The organism is Micromonospora sp. NPDC023737 (assembly GCF_040639715.1).
Lineage (GTDB): Bacteria > Actinomycetota > Actinomycetes > Mycobacteriales > Micromonosporaceae > Micromonospora.
In genome coordinates, this window is the sequence record NZ_JBFAAL010000007.1 from 311,867 (window position 1) to 331,581 (window position 19,715).

Consider the following 19,715-nt stretch of genomic DNA (forward strand, 5'->3'; position numbering starts at 1 on the left):
CACCAGATCGGACCTGATCGATTCAACAAGCTTCGATCGATTTCAGGAACGGCCACAGCCGCACTAGAGCAAATCTTGAGCCTCGCCGAGGCGGGGCCGGACCGGCCCACGCGGCGGTTCCAGGCGGAGTGTGCGCGTTGGAAGGCGACGAATCCGCGGGCGTCGAGAACTGTCGGAGACGCGGGTGGAGGGCGGGCACACCAACCCGCCCTCCACCCGGTTCACTGGGTGAGTTCGGCGACCTGCTCGGCCGTCAACCGGGGCGCCTCGGCGGCGGCTCGCGTACGCGTCGCGGCCGCAGACGGGTCGGCGGGACGCCGCAGGTGCCAGTCCGTCGTCGCCTGGTAGGCGGCGACCACCGACAGGAGCCGGTCCTCGGCGTACGGGAGACCGCCGAGGATGGTGCCGATCGGCACCCCGGCGGCGGTGAACCCGATGGGGAAGGCGATCTCGGGCAGGCCCAGGATGTCGAAGGGCACCGGATCGGTCTGCACCACCACGTCGCACTCGTCGAAGAGTTCGTGCAGGACCCGCTCCATCAGCAGCAGCCGGGCCCGCTGCCCCGTGATGAACTCGTTGCCACCCATCAACGCGCCCTGCAACCAGCTGGTCACCGACACACCGAAGCCGCGCAGGTCGGTACGCAGGTAGGGCATGAACGGCTCGCTACGCTCGGGCAGCCGGACGTTGTTGAAGGTGCCGCCGGTGAGTTGACTCCACCCCTCCGGCAGCGTCACCTCCACCAGCGTGACGCCGGGGATCGCGGCGAGCTGCGACAGGTACGCCTGGCGGGCCAGCGCGGCGGCGGACGTGCCGTTGGCGAACCCGGGCAGCACCCCGATCCGGGTTTCCCAGCGCAGCCGTACCTGGTTCCGCCGGTACACCGGCGTCGCCGCGTCGATCAGATCGGGCACGTCGGGCAGGCCCTGGCTGCGCGGGTCCGCCGGGTCCTCCCCCGCCATCGCGGTCAGCATGATGGCCGCGTCCTTGGCGTCGCGGGCCAGCGGACCGGGATGGTCACGGGTGTACGTGAGCGGAATGATGCCGGCCGCCGAGACGCGACCCATGGTCGGCTTGAGGCCGGTCAGGTTCTGGGCGTTGGAGGGTGAGGTGATCGAGCCGCCGGTCTGCGTGCCGATTCCCGAGGTGGCCATCCGGGCGGCGACCGCCGTGGCGGTGCCCGTGGACGACCCACCGGGGTCGACGTTGCGGTTGGCCGGCGCCCAGGCGTTCACCGTGGTGATCACACCGGCCGGCGTGGTGGCCCGGGTGGTGGCCAGTGGGCCCATCTGGGTCTTGCCCAGCAGGATCGCGCCGCCCGTCTTCAGGCGCGTCACCGCGGTGGCGTCGTAGGGCGGTACGAAGTTCTCGAAGAGGAAGGAGTTCGCGGTGGTGCGTACCCCTTCGGTGTAGTAGTTGTCCTTGATGGCCAGGGGGATGCCGTGCAGCGCGCCCTGCCGGGGCCGCCGGGCGGCGTCCCGCGCCGCGGCGATGGCCGCGTCGGCGAGTACCAGGTTGAACGCCTGGTAGACGCCGTCGTACGTGGAGATGCGCTCCAGCATCGCCTCGACCAGACGTTGCGGGGTGAGCTTGCCGGCGCGGATGAGCCAGGCCGCTTCGGCGATCGTGCATTCGGTCGGGTCGGCGAGCGCCTCCGGCCGGGGCTTCACGTAGGCGTTGGGCCGGTCCAGCGCCGGCCTCCCCTTCCCCGCCGCCGGGCCGGTCGCCCGGGGGCCGCTTGCCGTCGCCACCGACGGCAGTGCGACGGTGACGCCGGCGGCGGAGGCGGCTGCCAGCGCGGCGGCGCGGGCCAGGAACGCCCTGCGGTCGATCGAGCGGTCGAGTGGTCCGCCAGTCATGCCTTCCGCCATTCCGTGCTGTTCGAGGGGTACAGGACGGGCACCTGCTGCTGCGACAGCGCCTTGGCGGCGTCGGGATCGGTGGCGCCGGGGACGGGCAGCTGGTAGGCGGCCAGCGTGGCCACGGTGCCCCGCAGGAACGAGCGCAGCGACGCGAGCACGGAGTCCTGGCCCGGTGAACCGGTCTCCGGATCGGGGGTGGTGCCTGACGGAAGCTGGTCCAGATCGATACCGAGAGCGGCGAGCCGGGCCCTGATCAGGATGTTGAGCTCTGCGTCGGTCGGTGGCGTAGGGGCCATTGGCTCTCCCAAGTGATGCATGGCGATCTGCCGTTGCGCGAAGTGATCTGAACCTAGGCCCGCCCCGATGATCTGGAAGCGCCGTCGACATGGAAATTGAGGAATATTTGAGTCTCCGCTCGACGGCTCCCCTCCCCCGCCGACGCGCGAGGGCCTGCTCCACCCCGTGGGGCGGAACAGGCCCTCGCCTCAACCGGCGGCACCTGCCGGGCAGCGCCGGCGTGTGCTCACCGTTCGACAGTCAGACGTCCTGTCGTTCCGACTCCGGTCAGGCCGTCGCCACGCCGAAGACGTGCATGACGCCACCGTTGGTGTTGGCCGGGAGCGTCAGGCTGGCCAGTTGCTTGCCCGGCAGCAGCTCGATGGGCGCGGTCGCGAAGACGTACGTGGTCACCGGGTCGATGCCGCTGCCCATGTAGTCGCGGTACGCGGTCCGCACGGCCGTCAGGTTGCCGAAGGAGGGCTGCTGGCTGCCGCCGCCCAACGTCCAGTCACTGAAGCCGATCTCCGCCTGCTGGGTGGTGCCGTCGGTGTACGTGAGCGTCACCGTGCCGCTCGTGGCCTCGAAAGCGGCGCTGCCCAGCACGCTCAGCTTGGTGTCGCCCTCGGCCGGGATGACGCTGAGTACCTGCCCGCCACCGCCGACGACGATGTTGTCGGGGTCGCCGGGAGCCACGTTCGGCCAGGTGAAGTCGAACCCGTTCACCGAGACGGTGGAGCCGGGCCGCACCCCGGCCGCCTCCAGCGCCGTGGCCGAGTAGCTCCAGCCGCCGGTGTCGAAGTTGGCCTGCGGGTTGGTGTCGTCGGCCGAGATGCCGTTGCTGTTCAGGTTCCACAGCACGCTGTCCCGTACGGCAACCGTGATCGGAAGCGTCACCGCGGGCAGCGCCTCGCCGGACGCGGTGGTGGCGGTCACCGAGATCGAGTAGGCACCGGGCTTCATGCCGGCGTCGGGCGAGACGGTGAGCGCCCGGGTGGCCGAGCCGTCGCCGGAGAGCGCGACTTCACCGTCGGCGGGCGTCACGTTCAGCCCGGCGGGCGCGGTCACGTGCCAGCGAACCTCGGTCCGGTCGCCGGTGAGTGCCTGCACCTGGTACGTCGTGTCCGCCTTGCCGCCCGGCTCCACCTTCATGGCCTGCGGGCTGATACCGGTCAGGTACGGACGGCCGTGCCCGAACGACGGCGGCGCGTCCGCGGGCGAGGTGCCCCAGGCGAGGTTCGGCTTGCTACCGAGCTCGAAGTCCACCTTGCCGCCCTTCTCGACGAGCGAGGCGGGAACCCAGGTCTTGGTCGACTTCTTGCCGTCGACCCGCACCGACTGGATGTACATGTTCTTCGCCGAGGCGGCGGGAGCGTTGATGGTGATGTCCCGGCCGGGTCCGCTGTTGATCACCGCGCGGGTGAAGAGCGGCGCGGAGAGCACCAGGTCGGCGCGGCTGGGGTTCTGCGGGTACAGGCCCAGCGCGGAGAAGACGTACCACGACGACATGGTGCCGGCGTCGTCGTTGCCGGGGATCCCGCCCGGGGTGTTGCCCCAGAGCTGGTCGAGCACCGCCCGGACCGTCTCCTGCGTCTTGTGCGGGACGCCCAGGTAGTTGTAGACGTACGGCGCGTTCATGTCCGGCTCGTTGGTCGGGTCGAACCGCGTGAGGTCCCGGGCGGAGAAGTCGAAGCTGCCGTCCGGCGTACGGAAGAAGGAGTCGAGCCGCTGCTCGGCTGCCTTGTTCCCACCCATCGCGCGGGCCAGACCGGCCACGTCGGAGTACACCATCCACGTGTAGCGGGCGCTGCTGCCCTCGACGAACCCGTTCTCGGTGGCGGGGCTGAACGACTGCTCCGCCCACGCGCCGTCGGACTTGCGGGCCCGCAGGTAGCCGCCCTGCGGGGTGGCGGTCAGGTCGAACACGTTGCTCCAGTTCCCCGAACGGTCGAGGAACGCCTTCTGGTTCGCGTGGTCGCCGAGGCGTCCGGCCAGTTCGGCCAGGCCGAAGTCGGCGACGGCGTCCTCCAGCGTCTCGGCCGCACCACCCCAGCAGGAGCAGCCGTCGGCCGGTACGTAGCCCAGCTCGAGGTACTTGTCCAGGGCGGGACGCTGCCCGACACACGCGACGTTGCAGCCGGCGCTGTCCGAGTCGTTCGCGGTCGGCACCGTCGCGGCGGTGATCAGCGAGCGAAGGGCGCCCTTGACGTCGAAGTCCCGACCACCGAAGGCGTAGATCCCGGCGAGCGCCGGAGCCGACGGGTCACCCGACATGACGGCCGTCTTGCCGTTGATCAGCAGCCAGCGGTCCCACTCGCCGTCGCGCTGCGACGCGTAGTTGAACAGCGACTGGGCATAGTCACTGCCGGCCTTCGGGTTGATCAGGGTCATCAGCTGCACCTGGGCGCGGTACTGGTCCCAGCCGGAGAAGGTGCCGTACTGCACCTTCTGGCCCTTGGCCAACTGGTGGGGCTTGCCGTCGGCGCCGAGGTAACGGCCGTCGACGTCGCTGGCGATCGTGGGCTCCAGCATGGAGTGGTACAGCGCGGTGTAGAAGCTGCTGAGCTGGTCGGCGCTGCCACCACCGACCTTGATTTTGTTCAGCTCCCGCTGCCACGACTTGGTGGCCTCCGCGCGGACCGTGTCGAAGGTCTTCTCCTGCGGGTTCTCCGCCCGCAGGTTGGCCTCGGCGTTGTCCAGGCTGACGTAGGAGACGGCCACCTTGACGCCGACCTGAGTCGTACCGTCGGCGAAGGTGACGTAGGCGCCGGAGCCCTTACCCGCGGTCGGGAAGCCGCTGGTGACACCGGTGCCACCCGAGGCGGAGGAGCTGCCCGACGTCACGGTGCCGTCCTGCCAGGTGCCGAACCGGGCGAACGGCTGGTCGAAGTGCGCGGTGAAGTGCAGGGTGTACGTGCCCTTGCGGTTGTTCGGGCTCTGCGGGCCGCAGAAGTTGCCCGCGGTGACCGAACCGGTGACGGTCCGGGCCTCCGCGTCCACCTGCACGGTGGCGTCGGTGCTGCCGGTCTCCGAGTTGGCGGTGCGGAACAGCATGCTGGCGGGCTGGTCGGCCGGGAACCCGAACCGGCCCGATCCGGTGCGGTCGGTGGTGGTCAGTTCCGCAGACGCGCCGCTGTCGAGCGCCACCCGGTAGTAGCCGGCCCGCGCCGTCTCGTTGGCGTGCGAGAAGTTGCTCGCGTACTTCGCGTCGGAGGTGTCGATCGTGGGTGACGAGTCGACGTCACCCACGTACGGCATGATCGGGATGTCGCCGGCACCGCCGTTGCAGCCGACGCCGTTGAGGTGGGTCAGGCTGAAGCCACGAATCCGGGTCGCGCCGTACTCGTAGCCCCCGGGTGCGGGAGTGGAGACCTGGTTTCCGCGGGTGGTTTGCGGACTCCACGACAGCATGCCGAAGGGACGTACCGCGCCCGGGTAGGTGTTGCCCAGGTTCGTGGAGCCGATCAGCGGGTTGACGTAGGAGACGGGGTCGTTGACCAGGTGTGGGGCCGGGGCGGCCGCGGCGGGGGTGCCCGCGGCGGCGGTCGCCAGTACGGCTACGGCCGCGGTCGCGATCCCGGCGATGGTTCGGCGTCTTGCGGTCTGCGCCGCACGCGCCAGTGGGTCTGACACTTGTGCTTGCCCTTCAGTTGACGGACCCGCGCTGTGAGCACGACGAAGACAGCTCTGCGCCGGTGCGCTGTCCACACCGGAGGGCTGCCCCGCGCCGTTCTGACAACGTTGTCGGAAGCCAACGAAGGATGCTCTGCCTTTCCCGGCGACGTGTCAAGATCCTTTCGACCCGAAATGTGAATCAGTCGCCGAGGCCGGCCGGAGGACGCGGTCACCGGGGCGGTGGGCGGTGCCGCCCGCGCCCCGGTTACCGCCCCGGCTCAGGCGGCCCAGGAGGGGCCCAGGACGTCGACGAGCTTCGCCCGGTCGAACACCCGGCGGCGGGACTCCTCGATGAGCTGCCGCGCCCGCTCGGCGACCGGGCCGACGAGCCGACCGCCGCGCTTCACCACCACCCCGTCGACCAGCACGGTGTCGACGTCACTGGGACCGGCGTTGAGCACGATCGTGGTGACCGGCTCGTTCAGCGGGCCGAGGTGGGGCCGCGACACGTCGACGAGGATCAGGTCCGCCCGCTTCCCGGGCCGGAGGGTGCCGATGCGATCCGACAAGCCCCAGGCCTCGGCGCCCGCGACGGTGGCGAAGCGCAGCACGTCCCGCTGGTCGAGGTCGACCGTCGCGGGCGGCTCGTCGCGGGCCAGCGCCGCCGCGTTCGCCCGCCCACGCTCCGCGGCGAGCGCCAACCGCATCTCGCTGAACAGGTCGGTGCCGGCCCCGGCGACGGTGTCGGTGCCCAGTGCGGGAAGCAGGCCGTGTTCGAGTGCCCGGCCGACGAGCGGAAAGGTTCCCATCGCCATCGACATGTCGATGGTCGGGCAGGGCGTGACGGCCCCGCCGGTGGCGGAGATGCGGGCGAGGTCGGCGTCGCTGAACTGCGCTCCGTGCGCGTGGTGCACGTCCGGACCGAGCAGCCCGAGACCGTCGAGGGTCTCGATGGTCCGGTACTTGCGCAGATAGCCGGGGATGCCGGAGTGGATGCTGATCGGCACACCCAGGTCCCGGGCCAGATTGAAGTCGTACTCGGTGGTCTCCGGAGTGGCGAACTCCGGTCCGCGCAGGGCCAGGCCCATGGTGACCCGGGCCCGGTCGTCGGCGAGCAGGTCACGCATCCGGCGTACGTCCTCGGGGTGCCGTTCGGTGCTCTCGTGGAACCAGCGCATCACGCCCTGGCCGACGGGCGGGCCGTAGAGGTAGAGCGCCCGGATGCCGGAATCCTGCAGCGCGCGGACGTTCTCGTCGGCGTGCGCGGGGGTGGTGCCGATGTGGGACCAGTCGGCGACCGTCGTGATGCCGGCGTTGAGGGCCTGCAACGCGCCCCAGAGGACACCCGCGTAGACGTCGTCGGGCTGGTACTTGTCGAGCAGACCGGCGAGGACGATGCCGAAGTAACCGCCGAGGGAGACCTTGCCGCCGGCGCCGCCGATGGCGCCCTGCCAGACGTGCCGGTGGGAGTCCACGAGGCCGGGCAGGGCGACCTTCCCGACCGCGTCGATGACGGTGGCGCCGGTGGCGTCGAGGTCGAGACCGATGGCGGTGATGGCGCCGTCGTCGATTCGGATGTCCGCACGCGGCAGATCGCCGATCTCGTCGTCGAGGCTGATCACGTGGGCGTTACGGATGAGGATGCTGGACACGGAGGAACTCCAGATGTGAAGGGCGGGTGCTATCGCGCGGTGCCGGCCGCCAGGCCGGCTGAGGGGCGCGCCGGTGGCTCCGGCCGCAGCCGGACCGCGGCGACGGCGGCGAGCCCGACCAGCGCCAGCGCCGCGAACCCGGCCAGGGCACCGCGCGCTCCGGCGAGCTGGCTGGCGGCGCCGAGCCCGATGACCGGGATGGACAAACCTGCGTAACTGGTGACGAACAAGGTAGCGAGGGTGCCGGCTCGCCGGTCCACCGGACTGAGCTGCACGACCGTGGTGAGGCAGGCCCGGAAGAGCAGCCCGGCGGCGGCGCCGGTGAGCGCGCCGCCCACGACGAAGGGGATGAGCAGCGCCGTCCACACCCCGGCGACGACGAGACCGAGACCGACCGGCATCGCCACAACGACGGCGCGCATCGCCGGGCGCGGCGCCAGCCGGCGCAGGCCGAGTTGGGCGACGGCGCCCGCGCCGAGCCCGATGAAGGCGACGAGACCGGCAAGGGCGTGCGACCGGTGTCCCAGGGTGCCGGCGAGGAACGACGGACTGAGCGCGCTGAACAGACCGAACATCGCGAACGCCACCAGGCCGCCGAGGCAGGAGGCCACGAAGAGCAGGCGCCGCTCGGACGCCAGGGCGAGCGGCCGCGACCAGGGCCGGACCACCGGCTGTTTGGTCTCCGGTACGACGGCCACCAGGAACGCCGCCAGTGCCAGCACCACGCCGGTGATCACGTAGGGCAGCTCCAGCGGGGCCGGCGCCCACTCGGCGAGCGCGCCGGAGACCAGCGGACCGGCCGCGATGCCGCCCAGGTTGGCGGCGGTCGCCACGACTTCGGCGTTCGCCGCGGCCGCCTCGGGTCGGGCCCGGCGGTGCAGTTCGATCAGATAGGCGGTGGCGGGGCCGGAGAGCAGCCCGATCGACAGGCCGGACAGCACCCGACCGAGCAGTATGCCCGGCAGCGCCGGCCAGATCACGAAGACGACGCAGGCCAGCAGCTGCACTGCCAGCGCGGCCGCGAGCACCGGACGGCGTCCGACGCGTTCGGCGCGGGCTCCGGCGAGCAGCAGTCCGGCCACCACACCGACGACGTAGACGGCGAAGACGAGGCTGACCATCGCCGTACCGAAGTGGTCGCGGTGCTGATAGAGAACGTAGAGCGGGGTCGGCACGGAGCCCGCCGCCATCGTCGCGCCGTACGCGGTGGCGACCAGCGCGAACCCGACCCGGTGGGTGGTGGTGCGAGGCATGCGACGAGTCTGATCCGGTCACTCATCCGGATCCAATATCAATATCGGATCCGGTTATCTGAATTTGAGATGATGGTCGGGTGGACATCCGAAAGCTCGAGGTCTTCCTGACCGTCGCCGAGGAGCGCAGCTTCACCCGGGCCGCGGAGCGCCTGCGCGTGGCCCAGTCCGCCGTCTCCACCACGGTACGCGCGCTGGAGCGGGACCTCGGTACGCCGCTGTTCGATCGGACGACCCAACGGGTCGAGTTGACCGAGGCCGGGCGAGCCCTGCGCCCCGAGGCCGCCCGGATCCTCGCCTCCGTCGAGGCCGCCCGCGAGCTGGTCGCCCAGGTCGGGCAGGGGCTGCGCGGCACCCTGCGCCTCGGCATCCTGCACGGCCTCACGCCAGGCCGGGTCCGCGAGGCGATCGCCGCGTTCCGCGCCGAGTACCCGCTCGTGGAGATCTCGTTGACCGCCCCCGGTGGCGGCGGCTCGCTCGATCACCTGGAGCGCATCCGGGACGGTTCGCTGGAACTGGCCGTGGTCATCACCCCCGGTTCGGAGCCGGGGATCCGCCGACAGGTGCTCTCGACCGAGGAGGTCGTCCTGGCCTGCCCACCCGACCATCCTCTGACCGGCCGCAACGGCGTCGACCTCGCGGACCTGGCCGACGAGTCGTTCATCGAGTTCCCGCCGGGCTGGGGCGTCCGGTGTGCGGTGGATCAGGCGTTCGCCTCGGCGGGCGTGAATCGCCGCAGCACAATCCAGATGAACGACATGTCGACGATCCTCGACCTGGTACGCCTCCGGCTCGGGGTCGCCTTCGTCCCGGCGTCCGTCGCCGATCAGAACGCCGACCTGCGGTTCCTCCGGGTGCGACACAACCCGCCGACGTACCAGATCGCGATCGCCGCCGCCGATCGCCCACTCGGCCCGGTCGCCCAGCAGTTCCTGCGGATCGCTCAGTCGATCACCGGCGGCCGGCCGGTCTCGTAGGCGTCCCGCCCGTCGGCGCGACCGTCCCGGCCCGCACACTCCTCTCGGATCCACCCGGTTCCAGACGGTTCCGGTCGGTTGGTAGCACCGCCCGCAGCCGAGCCACGACCATCGATACCCGCGCTCCACCGGCCCGGACTGCTGACGATGGAGCGCGACCCGTCGGCAACGGGAGAGGGCACCCGAGAATGGCGACGATGTCTAGACTTCGCGCCGTGACAGCAGCTGAGGCCGAACGCGTCACCGAGGCGTGGAAACGGATCGAGGACAGTCTGCGTGACGTGCTGCCGGCTTCCCTGCGGCACCTTGCCGCACCGGCCGAGGTCGAGGAGATCAATGCGGTGGAGGCCGCCCTGGCCCGGCCACTGCCCCCGGATCTGCACGCCAGTCTCCGCCTTCACAACGGAACCACGTGGACCTACCCCGGGTCGGGTCAGCCCAGCCCGGTGCCGCTGAACTGGCTCTACGACACCGAACGGATCATCGAGAGGACCCGGATGTGGCGCGACAACCATCATCCGGAGCCGGACTGGGACGATCCGCAGGTCTGGGCGTACCTGGTCGACAAAGAGATGATCTACCTCAACGGGCCGGTGCGACCGATCGTGGGTACGGCGGGCGCGGTCGTCGTGGGCGACATGAACGGCGACGTGCACTGGCTGCTCGACTTCGATCCGGCGCCGGGAGGGACGCCCGGACAGGTGGTTCGGGTCGACATCGAATGCTCCTCGTGGGAAGTGCTGGCGCCGTCCTGGGCGCAGTTGCTCGTCCGCTACGCCGAGGATCTGGAACTGTTCGCGGCTGATCCCGGCAGGTCGACCCTCACGATCGATCAGGGCCTCGGACCGGCGTGCGAATGGGGCATGACGTCCGACCTCTGGGCAACGCGTCCCGCGTGGCTAAAGGGCGTTGAGGCCCGTAATCCGCACCTCTGACGGCCTGAGGCCCACCCGCCGGTCCCCGCGACTCGGGCGCCGACCGCACTACCCGAGGCGCTGGCGGTGCTCGGGTTCTCCGGCGACGACGTCCTGCACCAGTTCGCCGTGCCGCGCGTCGACGCGCCGCAGGCCGTCCCGACGGACGAGTTCGGCGAGCGCCGGTAGGTCCATGCTCGGCGCAGCTCGATCATCTGCGCGCACGCCGCCAACCAGGCCGTCGCTGCCCTGCCATCGCCCGGGTTGCCGAGCGGGTGAGGTGACCCAGAAGCCGCCACGCAGGTTCTCGTCCGGCAGGAGCCGGGTTCCCGCGACAGGGACAGCGGCCGCCGCCGGCACGCGGCTTCCGACCGTTCTCGCCGTGGCCACGCCGACAGACGCTGCCTGCGGTCGCGGCACCAGCAGCAGGATCACGCCGAGCAGGGCCAGCGCCGCCGCAGCGTCGAGCCAGTAGTGGTTCCCGGTGAGCACCACGACGGTGAGGGTCACCAGCGGATGCAGCAGCCAGAGCCAGCGCCACCGGCTGCGGCCGGCGGCGATCAGCACGATCGCGACCACGGTGGCCCACCCGACGTGCAGGGAGGGCATGGCGGCGTACTGGTTGGAGAGGGTGTCGGTGGCGGGGTCGCCGTACGCCCGCGGTCCCATCAGCTGTCCCGTGTCCAGCATGCCGGTCGCGGAGAGCAGGCGCGGTGGCGCCATGGGTACGAGCGCCTGGATGGCGAACCCCGCGCCGCACAGCGCCGCGAGGATTGTCCGCGCCCACCGGTACACGGCGGGCCGGAACAGGTACGTGTACAGCAGCAGCGCCCCGGTTGCCGGAAAGTGCACCGAGGCGTAGAACATGTTCGCCGCGCGGACCAGGTCACCGTGTGACAGGACGGCCCGCTGCAGCGACGCCTCGTCGGGCAGTCGCAACGCGCGTTCGAACGCCCAGACGTGCGTGGCGTTGTCGTACGCCGTGGAGAGGTCCCCGACGACGAACAGCCGGGTGATCTTGTACGCCAGGAACAGGGCGGCCACGAGCAGCAGTTCCCGGAGGGCGTGCGGTCGCTTCCCGCGGTCGTCGGCACCCACGGTGTTCCTTTCGCGCGACGAGGGATGGGCAGGGAGAGGGTCGGATTCGCCGGTGAGCGGCGGCTGCCCTTCGGTCGGGGGCTGGTCAGGCGGGGACGCGCTCACGGCGTTCGGCTCGGTCTGGAGCAGCCGGCGAGGTGGTGTGATCACGTCGGCCTGGTCGCTCCCCGCCCGGCTCAGGCGACCGGTGCGGCACGGCCGAGGGGAAGACCGTCGCGCAGCTGCGCGATGCTCGTCCGGACGAGGTCGGGAAGGGTGGCCTCGGTGACCCCGCCGGCCCAGAACGTGAGCACCGCCCGCATGGTCGTGCCGGGAACGGTGGCCAGCAGGTGCGGAGCGAGGTCGCGCTCGATGTCGGCGCCGGTCCGCTCGGCGATGACCTCGGCGATGAGCCGCTCGACACGACCGAACACCGCCAGTTGCTGCGCGGACATCGCCGGGTTCTCGGAGCAGACGCGCACCAGCGTCGCGACGTCGCGCTCCCGCTCGCCGAGCACTTTCATGATCATGTCGGGCAGGACGTGCGCGAGCGAGTCCCACACCGGCTCGTCGGCGGGTCGGGCGCGCAACGCCTCGACCAGCGAGTTCGCGCGCAGCAGGATCCCGTCGAGGATCGCCTCTTCGCGACTCGCGAAGTAGTTGCGGAAGGTCCGGGGTGAGACGTCCACCGCTGCGGCGACAGCTTCGGCGGTCACCGCCTCGATCCCACGCTCGGTCATCAGCGACCACGCCGCATCGCTGAGCGCGATGCGGGTCGCGAGCTTCTTCCGCTCACGCAGGCCAAGATCCGAGGTCACGCGACAACTATCCGCGCGGCTTTCTCAGGCGGCAAAGTTTCCAAGTCGGAAAAATCGTGCAATGAGTCACACTCATGATCGCTACCGCGCTGCCGCCGGCCTGATCGCGAACGCCAGCGGGCCCACCGCACCGGGCTGGTGGCATGCCGCCGCGGAACGGAACGCTCGGCGGCACACCTGCGACGATCTCTGAGACCCGCCCGCCACGTCGACACCCGTCCGGGGCACCACGCCGCGGGGAAACCCGGTCGGGCCGGGGACTGCCCCGGCCCGAGCAGGTCGGCTGCGCTATCCCCCGGCCATCGCGCCGAGGACGATGAACGGCTCCTTGCCGGCGACGACCTCCTCGGGCAGCGGCGCGTCGGGCGATTCGTTGGAGAGGTCCTCCTCGCAGGCGTAGAAGCGGACGAACGCGCGGCGCTTGCCGCTGTGCCGGTCACGGATGGTCCCGAGCAGCATCGGGTACCGCGCCTCGAGAGCGTCCAGCACCGAACGCTGGGTGACCGCGCCGGCCGGCCCGGTCACCCCCTCGAGACGCACCTCTCCGGTGACGTGCGCCAGGTTCTTCAGGTGGGCCGGGAGGAGCACCCGGATCACGGCAGCACCTGGGCTTCCACGGAGAGCACGGGCGGCAGGTCCCGGACGATCGACGCCCAACTGTCGCCACCGTCGGCCGAGTGGTAGACCTGGCCGCCGGTGGTGCCGAAGTAGATCCCACCCGGGTCGAGCATGTCGACCGCCATCGCGTCACGCAGCACGTTGACGTAGCAGTCGGACTGCGGCAGCCCCTTGGTCAGCGGCTCCCACTCGTCGCCGCCGGTGCGGCTGCGGTAGACGCGCAGCTTGCCCTCCGGCGGGTAGTGCTCGGAGTCGCTCTTGATCGGTACGACGAAGATCGTCTCCGGCTCGTGCGGGTGCACGGCGATCGGGAAGCCGAAGTCCGACGGCAGGTTGCCGCTGACCTCGCGCCAGTTCGCCCCCGCGTCGTCACTGCGCATCACGTCCCAGTGCTTCTGCATGAACAGGGTGTCCGGCCGCGACGGGTGCTGGGTGATGTGGTGCACGCAGTGCCCGACCTCGGCGTCCTGATCGGGGATCTCCCCGGAGCGCAGGCCCTTGTTGATCGGCAGCCAACTGTCGCCGCCGTCGTCGCTGCGGAACGCGCCCGCCGCCGAGATGGCGGTGTAGATCCGGCCCGGACGCGTCGGATCCAGGATGATCGTGTGCAGGCACAGGCCGCCCGCGCCGGGCTGCCACGACGGCCCGGTCGGGTGGGTGCGGAGCGCGGTGAGCTCGGTCCACTTGAGGCCGCCATCGGTGGAGAGGTAGAGGGCCGCGTCCTCGGCGCCCGCGTACACCGTGTCGGGGTCGTCGCGGGACGGCTCCAGGTGCCAGACGCGCTTGAACTCCCACGGACGTGGGGTCCCGTCGAACCAGAGATGCTCACCGACCTCACCCGCATAGGCGAAGTCGTTGCCGACCGGGTTCCAGCTCTTGCCGCCGTCGTCCGAGCGCTGGATCAACTGACCGAACCAGCCGCCGGACTGGGAGGCGTAGAGCCGGTTCGGATCGACCGGAGACCCGGTCAGGTGGTAGATCTCCCAGCCACCGAAGTGTGGCCCCTCGACCGTCCAGTCGCCGCGCCCGCCGTCCGACGTCAGCACGAACGCGCCCTTGCGTGTGCCCACGAGCACCCGTACGCCAGTCATGCTCGAATCCTTCCGTTCGGTTCGGCGGTGCCGTCGGGTGAGGACCCGTCACCACGCCGAAGCTCATCGGTCACCGTCAGTCGTACTCTCCGGGTACGACGAACTGGTGTCCATGTGCCCGACGGCGTGTCGGAAGACGTTCGGCGCGGCCCGCCGGTGTGAGCACGGTCTTCCCCACCACGGCCTGGCGGGACTCCGCAGCAGGCGGGCGGCCGGCACGACGAAGGCATTGAGATGCCGGGATGCCCGCACGATACTGCGGCTGTGTGGCCAGCCCTGTTTCTCCTGCTGAGCGTCTACTTCATCCTGAATCAAGCTGGCATATCCGACAGCGGTGCAGCGTTCTGGGCGCCTACGGCTGCGGCCTTGGCGGCCGTACTGCTGCTGTGGCGCGCCGGGCGCAACGGTTCGGCGCAGGCAGTGGAGCGCGTACCGCGTTCGAAGCTGACACGTCGCGTGCTCGCGCTGGCCGTCCTGACCCACATCGCCGTGTCCCTGGTGGCCGGACTCGTCGCCGGGTTCGTGCCGGTGATTCCCCCCGGCGGTTCTCCTGATCACGCCATCGCCACCAACCTGCGGTTGTCCACAACCGTGGCGTTGCCGGTCAGCCTGCTTCTCGTAGTCGGAGTGGGACGCTTGTCCGCGGCATGGTTGACCGTCAGGAGACCATTCCGATGGCTCGGGATGATTTCCGTGATACCAGCGCTTGTCTCATTGGCGCTGCATCCCGCAGTGGTGGCAATTTCCCGCAACCATGGCAGCACGCCTCCCCGTGAACTGGCAGAGACGGCTCCACGCATGGTTGCCGTGACGATCCTGATCTTCTGCGCCCTGGCCCTGGGCAACCTGCGTGGGCGGGAATGGCTGGAACGAGCCGCGGCGGCGGAGAGCACCGGCCACGGTGCCGGTCCCGGTGCCATCGACACCGGCGGGGTCACCGGGCCGAGCCGAACCACCCCTTAGCGCGATCCCGCCGCGTTGCCGAAGAGTCGGCGTCGGGTTCGGAGGGATCGAGGAGAGCGGCTCCCGGCCACCGGGTGGGGTGTAGCCCCACCCGGTGAAGTCGTACTCGGCGGGCTCAGCCTTCGGTCGCCGCCGGCTCGGCGGGCAGGCTGTCCATGAACGAGCTCACCGAGAAGACGGCCCGGCCGGGGCCGGCGGGGCCGTATCCGGGCGGGCTGGACAGGCCGTTCGCCTCCATCGTCGCGCGGTAGATCTCCAGCAGCCGGATGTGGTACTCGAGCGGCGCGCCCTGCGGGTTGCTGCGGCCGAGCGGGGTGGTCGGCTCCGGGCACCAGGTGGTGAACCGGGGGGTGATTCCACGGGACATGAAGTACTGCAGGCCCTCGGCGGTCGAGTCGATCGCCTCGTCGACACTGGTGAAGCCGTGCGGGGCAGCCATCTCCACTCCGGCGACGAAGTTCGGGATGACGTTACGCGGCCCGAAGACCTCGGCGGATTCGAGGATGCGCCGGTGCCACTCCTCCCGGCCCACGTACCGCTCCTTGCCCGGGCAGTACAGCTCGAAGAGACGCTTGTCCCACACCTCGTAGTTCGGGTGGTAGATCCTGATCCCGTAGTCGTGGAAGCGCTGCACGTCGGCCCGCGGCAGCGCCTGGGCGACCACCTTGCCGATCCACCGGCCCGGGAACCGCTCCTCGATCGCCTGGGCGTAGCGGCCGTAGAAGTCGGCCTCGGCCAGCCCGTCGACCTTCGAGGTGATGCTGCCGCCGGTCAGCGTGTACGCCTTCGACGCGCGGGCCGTGTCGTACTTGTCGATGATGGCCAGCGCTTCGAGGACCTCGTCGACCGGCTTGACCCCGGTGTACGGGCGGCCGGCCTGCTTGTGCTGGCGCCAGTTGTGATTGATGTCGCAGTACTGGCACTCCTCCTTCGCGCCGAAGTACTGGCAGACCCGGAAGGCGGTCAGGTAGATGAGGTAGCCCCACTGGATCGTCGGCGCGACCTCCATCACCGACTTGCCGTTGGCGAGCGTGTGCCGGTAGTAGTCCGGCATCGGAGGAAGGCCCACCTCGGCGATCGCGCGCCCGTCGAGGAAGAGCTTCAGCCTCCCGTCGTCATCGGGCTTCACCCGGTACGGCGAGTCAGGGTTGGTGCGGACCGACACGACCGTGCGGCGCAGCTCGTACGGGCCGCCGGTGAGCACGATCTCCTCCGGCGGGCGGCGCAGCGCGGCCGCACCCAGCTCCGGGAGCGTCCGGTGGTCGAACGAGAAGATGAAGTACGACTTCGGCTTGACGTCACCGCCCTCGTTCTCCGTCAGCGCCGAGTCGTCGAAGGCCAGGCCGCCACGCAGCAGGTCCTCCTTGATGACCGCCTCGCGCGGCACGTGAGGAAAGCGTCCCATGAGGTCTTCGATGAGATCGGTACGCGACGACATGCGCCCTCCCAGTACGTCGTGCACGGATGCGCCAGCGGGTTCGTGCGGCGGACTTCAGGTTTCCGGCGGCCCGGTATTCGAGGGGGCAAACCGTAGCACTCCCCTCGCGGCCACCTGCGGCGTTGAGAGCCAGTTCACGAGTGGTTGACCTGAAGTGGGGTTCAGGTCTTAGCGTCGTGCCGTCGACCACCTACCGGTGCTGACGCCTGTGTGCTCACCGGTGTCGGGACCGACGTCGACGCGCGGTCCGAGGCAGCGGCGGGCGGCTCGTCCACCACGACCCCCGAGCGCATCGCCCGCTGCCGGAACTGACATCGTCTGCACCGTCACCGGAAGGAGAATGAGTCGGATGCGACTGGCACGTTTCTTCACCCCCCGCACCACGGCGAGCGCTCACTGCGATCTGCCGTGTGGTGTCTACGACCCGGCCCAGGCGCGGATCGAGGCCGAGTCGATCAAGGCCATCTGTGAGAAGTACCAGGCCAACGAGGACCCGGAATTCCGCACCCGCGCCTTGATCATCAAGGAGCAGCGGGCCGAGTTGGTCAAGCACCACCTCTGGGTGCTGTGGACCGACTACTTCAAGGCGCCGCATTTCGAGAAGTACCCGCAGCTGCACGGTCTCTTCAACGAGGCCACCAAGCTGGCCGGTGCCGGCGGGGCGAAGGGCTCCGCGGATCCGGAGGTCGCGACCCGGCTGCTCGCGAAGATCAACGAGATCTCGGAGATCTTCTGGGAGACCAAGCAGGCCTGATCCGCGTGGCGACAGGGGCGTGCCATCGCGGCCGCACCCGAGCCGCCACCGCGGCGACCCGTGGGTGAGGCACCGTCCCCTCTCGTGTGCGGTGCCTCACCCGCGAACCGCATCAGCGAATGCCACCCCTCCCGTTCGACCAGAAGGGTCCATCGACGTGACCAAGCAGATCCGTCAACTCGACCGGGTGGTCATCCGGTTCGCCGGTGACTCCGGTGACGGCATGCAGTTGACCGGCGACCGGTTCACGTCGGAGACGGCGCAACTGGGCAACGACATCTCGACGTTGCCCAACTTCCCGGCGGAGATCCGCGCGCCCGCCGGGACGCTGCCGGGCGTGTCGAGCTTTCAGGTGCACTTCGCCGACCATGACGTCCTGACTCCCGGTGACGCGCCGAACGTGTTGGTGGCGATGAATCCGGCCGCGTTGAAGGCGAACCTGGCCGACCTGCCACCGGGGGCGGCCATCATCGTGAACACCGATGAGTTCACCAAACGCAGTCTGGCCAAGGTCGGCTATGCGACCAGTCCGCTCGACGACGGCTCGCTCGCCCGGTACTCGGTGCACCCGGTGGCGCTCACGTCGATGACGGTCGGCGCGCTGGCCGACGCCGGGGTGGCGAAGAAGGACGCCGAGCGGGCCAAGAACATGTTCGCGCTCGGGCTGCTCTGCTGGATGTACTCACGGCCGTACGAGTCGACGCTGCGATTCCTGGAGCGCAAGTTCGGCAGGCGTCCGGACCTGGTCGGGGCGAACAAGGCGGCGTTCAGGGCCGGCTGGAACTACGGGGAGACCACTGAGGCCTTCGCGGTGCGGTACGAGGTGAAGCCGGCCCGGATGCGCCCCGGCACGTACCGCAACATCACCGGCAACCAGGCGCTCGCGCTCGGGCTGGTCGCCGCCGGAGTGCGGTCGAAGCTACCGGTCTTCCTCGGCGCGTACCCGATCACCCCGGCCTCGGACATCCTGCACGAACTCGCCAAGCACAAGAGGTTCGGCGTCACCACCATGCAGGCCGAGGACGAGATCGCAGCGGTCGGCGCGGCGCTCGGCGCGTCGTACGGCGGCGCCCTGGGCGTGACCACGACCTCCGGGCCCGGGGTGGCGTTGAAGAGCGAGACCATCTCCCTGGCGGTGGCGTTGGAGCTGCCCCTGGTGATCGTCGACGTGCAGCGCGCGGGTCCGTCGACCGGCATGCCCACGAAGACCGAGCAGGCCGACCTGAACATGGCCCTCTACGGCCGGCACGGCGAAGCTCCGCTCGCGGTGGTCGCGCCGAAGTCACCGTCGGACTGCTTCTACGCGGCCCTGGAAGCCGCCCGGATGGCGCTCACCTACCGCACCCCGGTGATCCTGCTGTCGGACAACTACGTCGCCAACGGCTCCGAGCCGTGGCTGCTGCCGGCCGTGGACGAGCTGCCCGACCTGCGGGTCGAGTTCGCCACCGAACCGAACGGCGAGGACGGGAAGACCTTCCTGCCCTATCTCCGCGACCCGCGGACCCTCGCCCGGCCGTGGGCCGTCCCCGGCACCCCCGGTCTGGAGCACCGGATCGGCGGGCTGGAGAAGGCCGACAAGACCGGCGACATCTCGTACGACCCGGCCAACCACGATTTCATGGTCCGTACCCGCCAGGAGCGCATCGACGCGATCGTGGTGCCGGACGTCGAGGTCGAGGATCCGGACGGCGACGCGCGGGTGCTGGTGCTCGGCTGGGGCTCGACGTACGGCCCGATCGGCGCCGCGTGCCGGGCGCTGCGGGAGCGAGGACTGCCGGTCGCGCAGGCACACCTGCGACACCTCGCGCCGCTGCCGGCGAACCTCGGCGAGGTGCTGGCCCAGTACGACAAGGTGGTCGTCCCGGAGATGAATCTCGGTCAGCTGGCCCGTGTGGTCCGGGCGAGGTATCTGGTCGACGCGGTGCCCTTCAACCAGGTCAGCGGCCTGCCGTTCACGGCCGCGACCCTGGAGAACCTGCTCGAGGACGTGGTCAAGAATGTCTAGCTCGATTCCCGTCACGCCCGTGAAGCTCACCGGCAAGGACTTCAAGTCCGACCAGGAGGTGCGCTGGTGCCCGGGTTGCGGTGACTACGCCATCCTGGCCGCCATCCAACAGTTCATGCCGGAGCTGAACATCCCGCGCGAGCGGACCGTGTTCGTCTCCGGCATCGGCTGCTCGTCCCGCTTCCCGTACTACATGAACACCTACGGGATGCACTCAATCCATGGCCGTGCGCCCGCCATCGCCACGGGCCTGTCCGTCTCCCGCCCGGACCTGTCCGTCTGGGTCGTCACCGGCGACGGCGACGCCCTCTCGATCGGTGGTAACCACCTGATCCACGCGCTCCGGCGGAACGTCAACCTCAAGATCCTGCTGTTCAACAACCGGATCTACGGATTGACCAA

At 70.2% G+C, this 19,715-nt stretch carries 16 protein-coding genes; 6 read left to right on the forward strand and 10 right to left on the reverse strand.

The window, feature by feature from the left end:
- Positions 1–221 precede the first annotated feature (221 nt).
- The 5 genes from AB0F98_RS18405 to AB0F98_RS18425 form a co-directional block, all read right to left on the reverse strand.
- Positions 222–1,859: an amidase gene (locus AB0F98_RS18405; RefSeq protein ID WP_357736536.1), complete on the reverse strand. Its 1,638-nt coding sequence runs from the start codon at positions 1,857–1,859 to the stop codon at positions 222–224.
- Positions 1,856–2,158 carry a hypothetical protein gene (locus AB0F98_RS18410; protein ID WP_357736539.1) on the reverse strand — a complete coding sequence of 101 codons (303 nt, stop codon included), beginning with the start codon at positions 2,156–2,158 and terminating at the stop codon, positions 1,856–1,858. The genes AB0F98_RS18405 and AB0F98_RS18410 overlap by 4 nt, the downstream gene beginning before the upstream one ends.
- Before the next feature lie 268 nt (positions 2,159–2,426).
- Complete coding sequence (locus AB0F98_RS18415; protein WP_357736544.1) at positions 2,427–5,771, reverse strand: GH92 family glycosyl hydrolase; 3,345 nt, start codon at positions 5,769–5,771, stop codon at positions 2,427–2,429.
- Between the two features lie 260 nt (positions 5,772–6,031).
- Positions 6,032–7,405 (reverse strand): amidohydrolase family protein, encoded by a 1,374-nt coding sequence (locus AB0F98_RS18420; RefSeq protein ID WP_357736547.1) that lies wholly within the window; start codon positions 7,403–7,405, stop codon positions 6,032–6,034.
- 29 nt (positions 7,406–7,434) lie between these two features.
- Positions 7,435–8,658 carry an MFS transporter gene (locus AB0F98_RS18425; RefSeq protein ID WP_357736550.1) on the reverse strand — a complete coding sequence of 408 codons (1,224 nt, stop codon included), beginning with the start codon at positions 8,656–8,658 and terminating at the stop codon, positions 7,435–7,437.
- 80 nt (positions 8,659–8,738) lie between these two features.
- Here AB0F98_RS18425 and AB0F98_RS18430 point away from each other — a divergent pair, with 80 nt between their 5' ends.
- Positions 8,739–9,635: a LysR family transcriptional regulator gene (locus AB0F98_RS18430; RefSeq protein ID WP_357736553.1), complete on the forward strand. Its 897-nt coding sequence runs from the start codon at positions 8,739–8,741 to the stop codon at positions 9,633–9,635.
- Between the two features lie 215 nt (positions 9,636–9,850).
- The gene (locus AB0F98_RS18435; protein ID WP_357736556.1) at positions 9,851–10,570 is read left to right on the forward strand and encodes an SMI1/KNR4 family protein; all 720 of its coding nucleotides are present in this window, start codon (positions 9,851–9,853) and stop codon (positions 10,568–10,570) included.
- A 48-nt stretch (positions 10,571–10,618) separates the two neighbouring features.
- On the opposite strand, the gene AB0F98_RS18440 is transcribed toward AB0F98_RS18435, so the two are convergent.
- The 4 genes from AB0F98_RS18440 to AB0F98_RS18455 all read right to left on the reverse strand — a co-directional run bounded on the left by AB0F98_RS18440 (position 10,619) and on the right by AB0F98_RS18455 (position 14,153).
- Entirely contained in the window at positions 10,619–11,647 is a 1,029-nt protein-coding gene (locus tag AB0F98_RS18440) for a phosphatase PAP2 family protein (RefSeq protein WP_357736560.1), read from the reverse strand.
- 176 nt (positions 11,648–11,823) lie between these two features.
- Positions 11,824–12,444 carry a TetR family transcriptional regulator gene (locus AB0F98_RS18445; RefSeq protein WP_357736563.1) on the reverse strand — a complete coding sequence of 207 codons (621 nt, stop codon included), beginning with the start codon at positions 12,442–12,444 and terminating at the stop codon, positions 11,824–11,826.
- 288 nt (positions 12,445–12,732) lie between these two features.
- Positions 12,733–13,041: a MoaD/ThiS family protein gene (locus tag AB0F98_RS18450; RefSeq protein WP_357736566.1), complete on the reverse strand. Its 309-nt coding sequence runs from the start codon at positions 13,039–13,041 to the stop codon at positions 12,733–12,735.
- Positions 13,038–14,153 (reverse strand): exo-alpha-sialidase, encoded by a 1,116-nt coding sequence (locus AB0F98_RS18455; protein ID WP_357736569.1) that lies wholly within the window; start codon positions 14,151–14,153, stop codon positions 13,038–13,040. The genes AB0F98_RS18450 and AB0F98_RS18455 overlap by 4 nt, the downstream gene beginning before the upstream one ends.
- Before the next feature lie 264 nt (positions 14,154–14,417).
- Here AB0F98_RS18455 and AB0F98_RS18460 point away from each other — a divergent pair, with 264 nt between their 5' ends.
- Entirely contained in the window at positions 14,418–15,116 is a 699-nt protein-coding gene (locus AB0F98_RS18460) for a hypothetical protein (RefSeq protein WP_357736572.1), read from the forward strand.
- 115 nt (positions 15,117–15,231) lie between these two features.
- On the opposite strand, the gene AB0F98_RS18465 is transcribed toward AB0F98_RS18460, so the two are convergent.
- The gene (locus AB0F98_RS18465; protein WP_357736575.1) at positions 15,232–16,554 is read right to left on the reverse strand and encodes a radical SAM protein; all 1,323 of its coding nucleotides are present in this window, start codon (positions 16,552–16,554) and stop codon (positions 15,232–15,234) included.
- A 349-nt stretch (positions 16,555–16,903) separates the two neighbouring features.
- On the opposite strand from AB0F98_RS18465, the gene sodN reads away from it, so the two are divergent.
- The 3 genes from sodN to AB0F98_RS18480 form a co-directional block, all read left to right on the forward strand.
- Positions 16,904–17,308, forward strand: coding sequence for a superoxide dismutase, Ni (gene sodN / locus AB0F98_RS18470; protein WP_357736578.1), 405 nt, complete (start codon positions 16,904–16,906; stop codon positions 17,306–17,308).
- 157 nt (positions 17,309–17,465) lie between these two features.
- Positions 17,466–19,313 (forward strand): 2-oxoacid:acceptor oxidoreductase subunit alpha, encoded by a 1,848-nt coding sequence (locus tag AB0F98_RS18475; protein ID WP_357736581.1) that lies wholly within the window; start codon positions 17,466–17,468, stop codon positions 19,311–19,313.
- A partial coding sequence (locus AB0F98_RS18480) for a thiamine pyrophosphate-dependent enzyme (RefSeq protein ID WP_357736584.1) occupies positions 19,306–19,715 on the forward strand: 410 nt, incomplete at its 3' end. The genes AB0F98_RS18475 and AB0F98_RS18480, both read left to right, overlap by 8 nt.

Excerpts from the sequence above, each read along its gene's own strand:
- AB0F98_RS18465 (WP_357736575.1), bottom strand. The coding sequence starts at position 16,554 with ATGTCGTCGCGTACCGATCTCATCGAAGACCTCATGGGACGCTTTCCT.
- sodN (WP_357736578.1), top strand. The coding sequence starts at position 16,904 with ATGCGACTGGCACGTTTCTTCACCCCCCGCACCACGGCGAGCGCTCAC.
- AB0F98_RS18455 (WP_357736569.1), bottom strand. The coding sequence starts at position 14,153 with ATGACTGGCGTACGGGTGCTCGTGGGCACACGCAAGGGCGCGTTCGTG.
- AB0F98_RS18405 (WP_357736536.1), bottom strand. The coding sequence starts at position 1,859 with ATGACTGGCGGACCACTCGACCGCTCGATCGACCGCAGGGCGTTCCTG.
- AB0F98_RS18425 (WP_357736550.1), bottom strand. The coding sequence starts at position 8,658 with ATGCCTCGCACCACCACCCACCGGGTCGGGTTCGCGCTGGTCGCCACC.
- AB0F98_RS18410 (WP_357736539.1), bottom strand. The coding sequence starts at position 2,158 with ATGGCCCCTACGCCACCGACCGACGCAGAGCTCAACATCCTGATCAGG.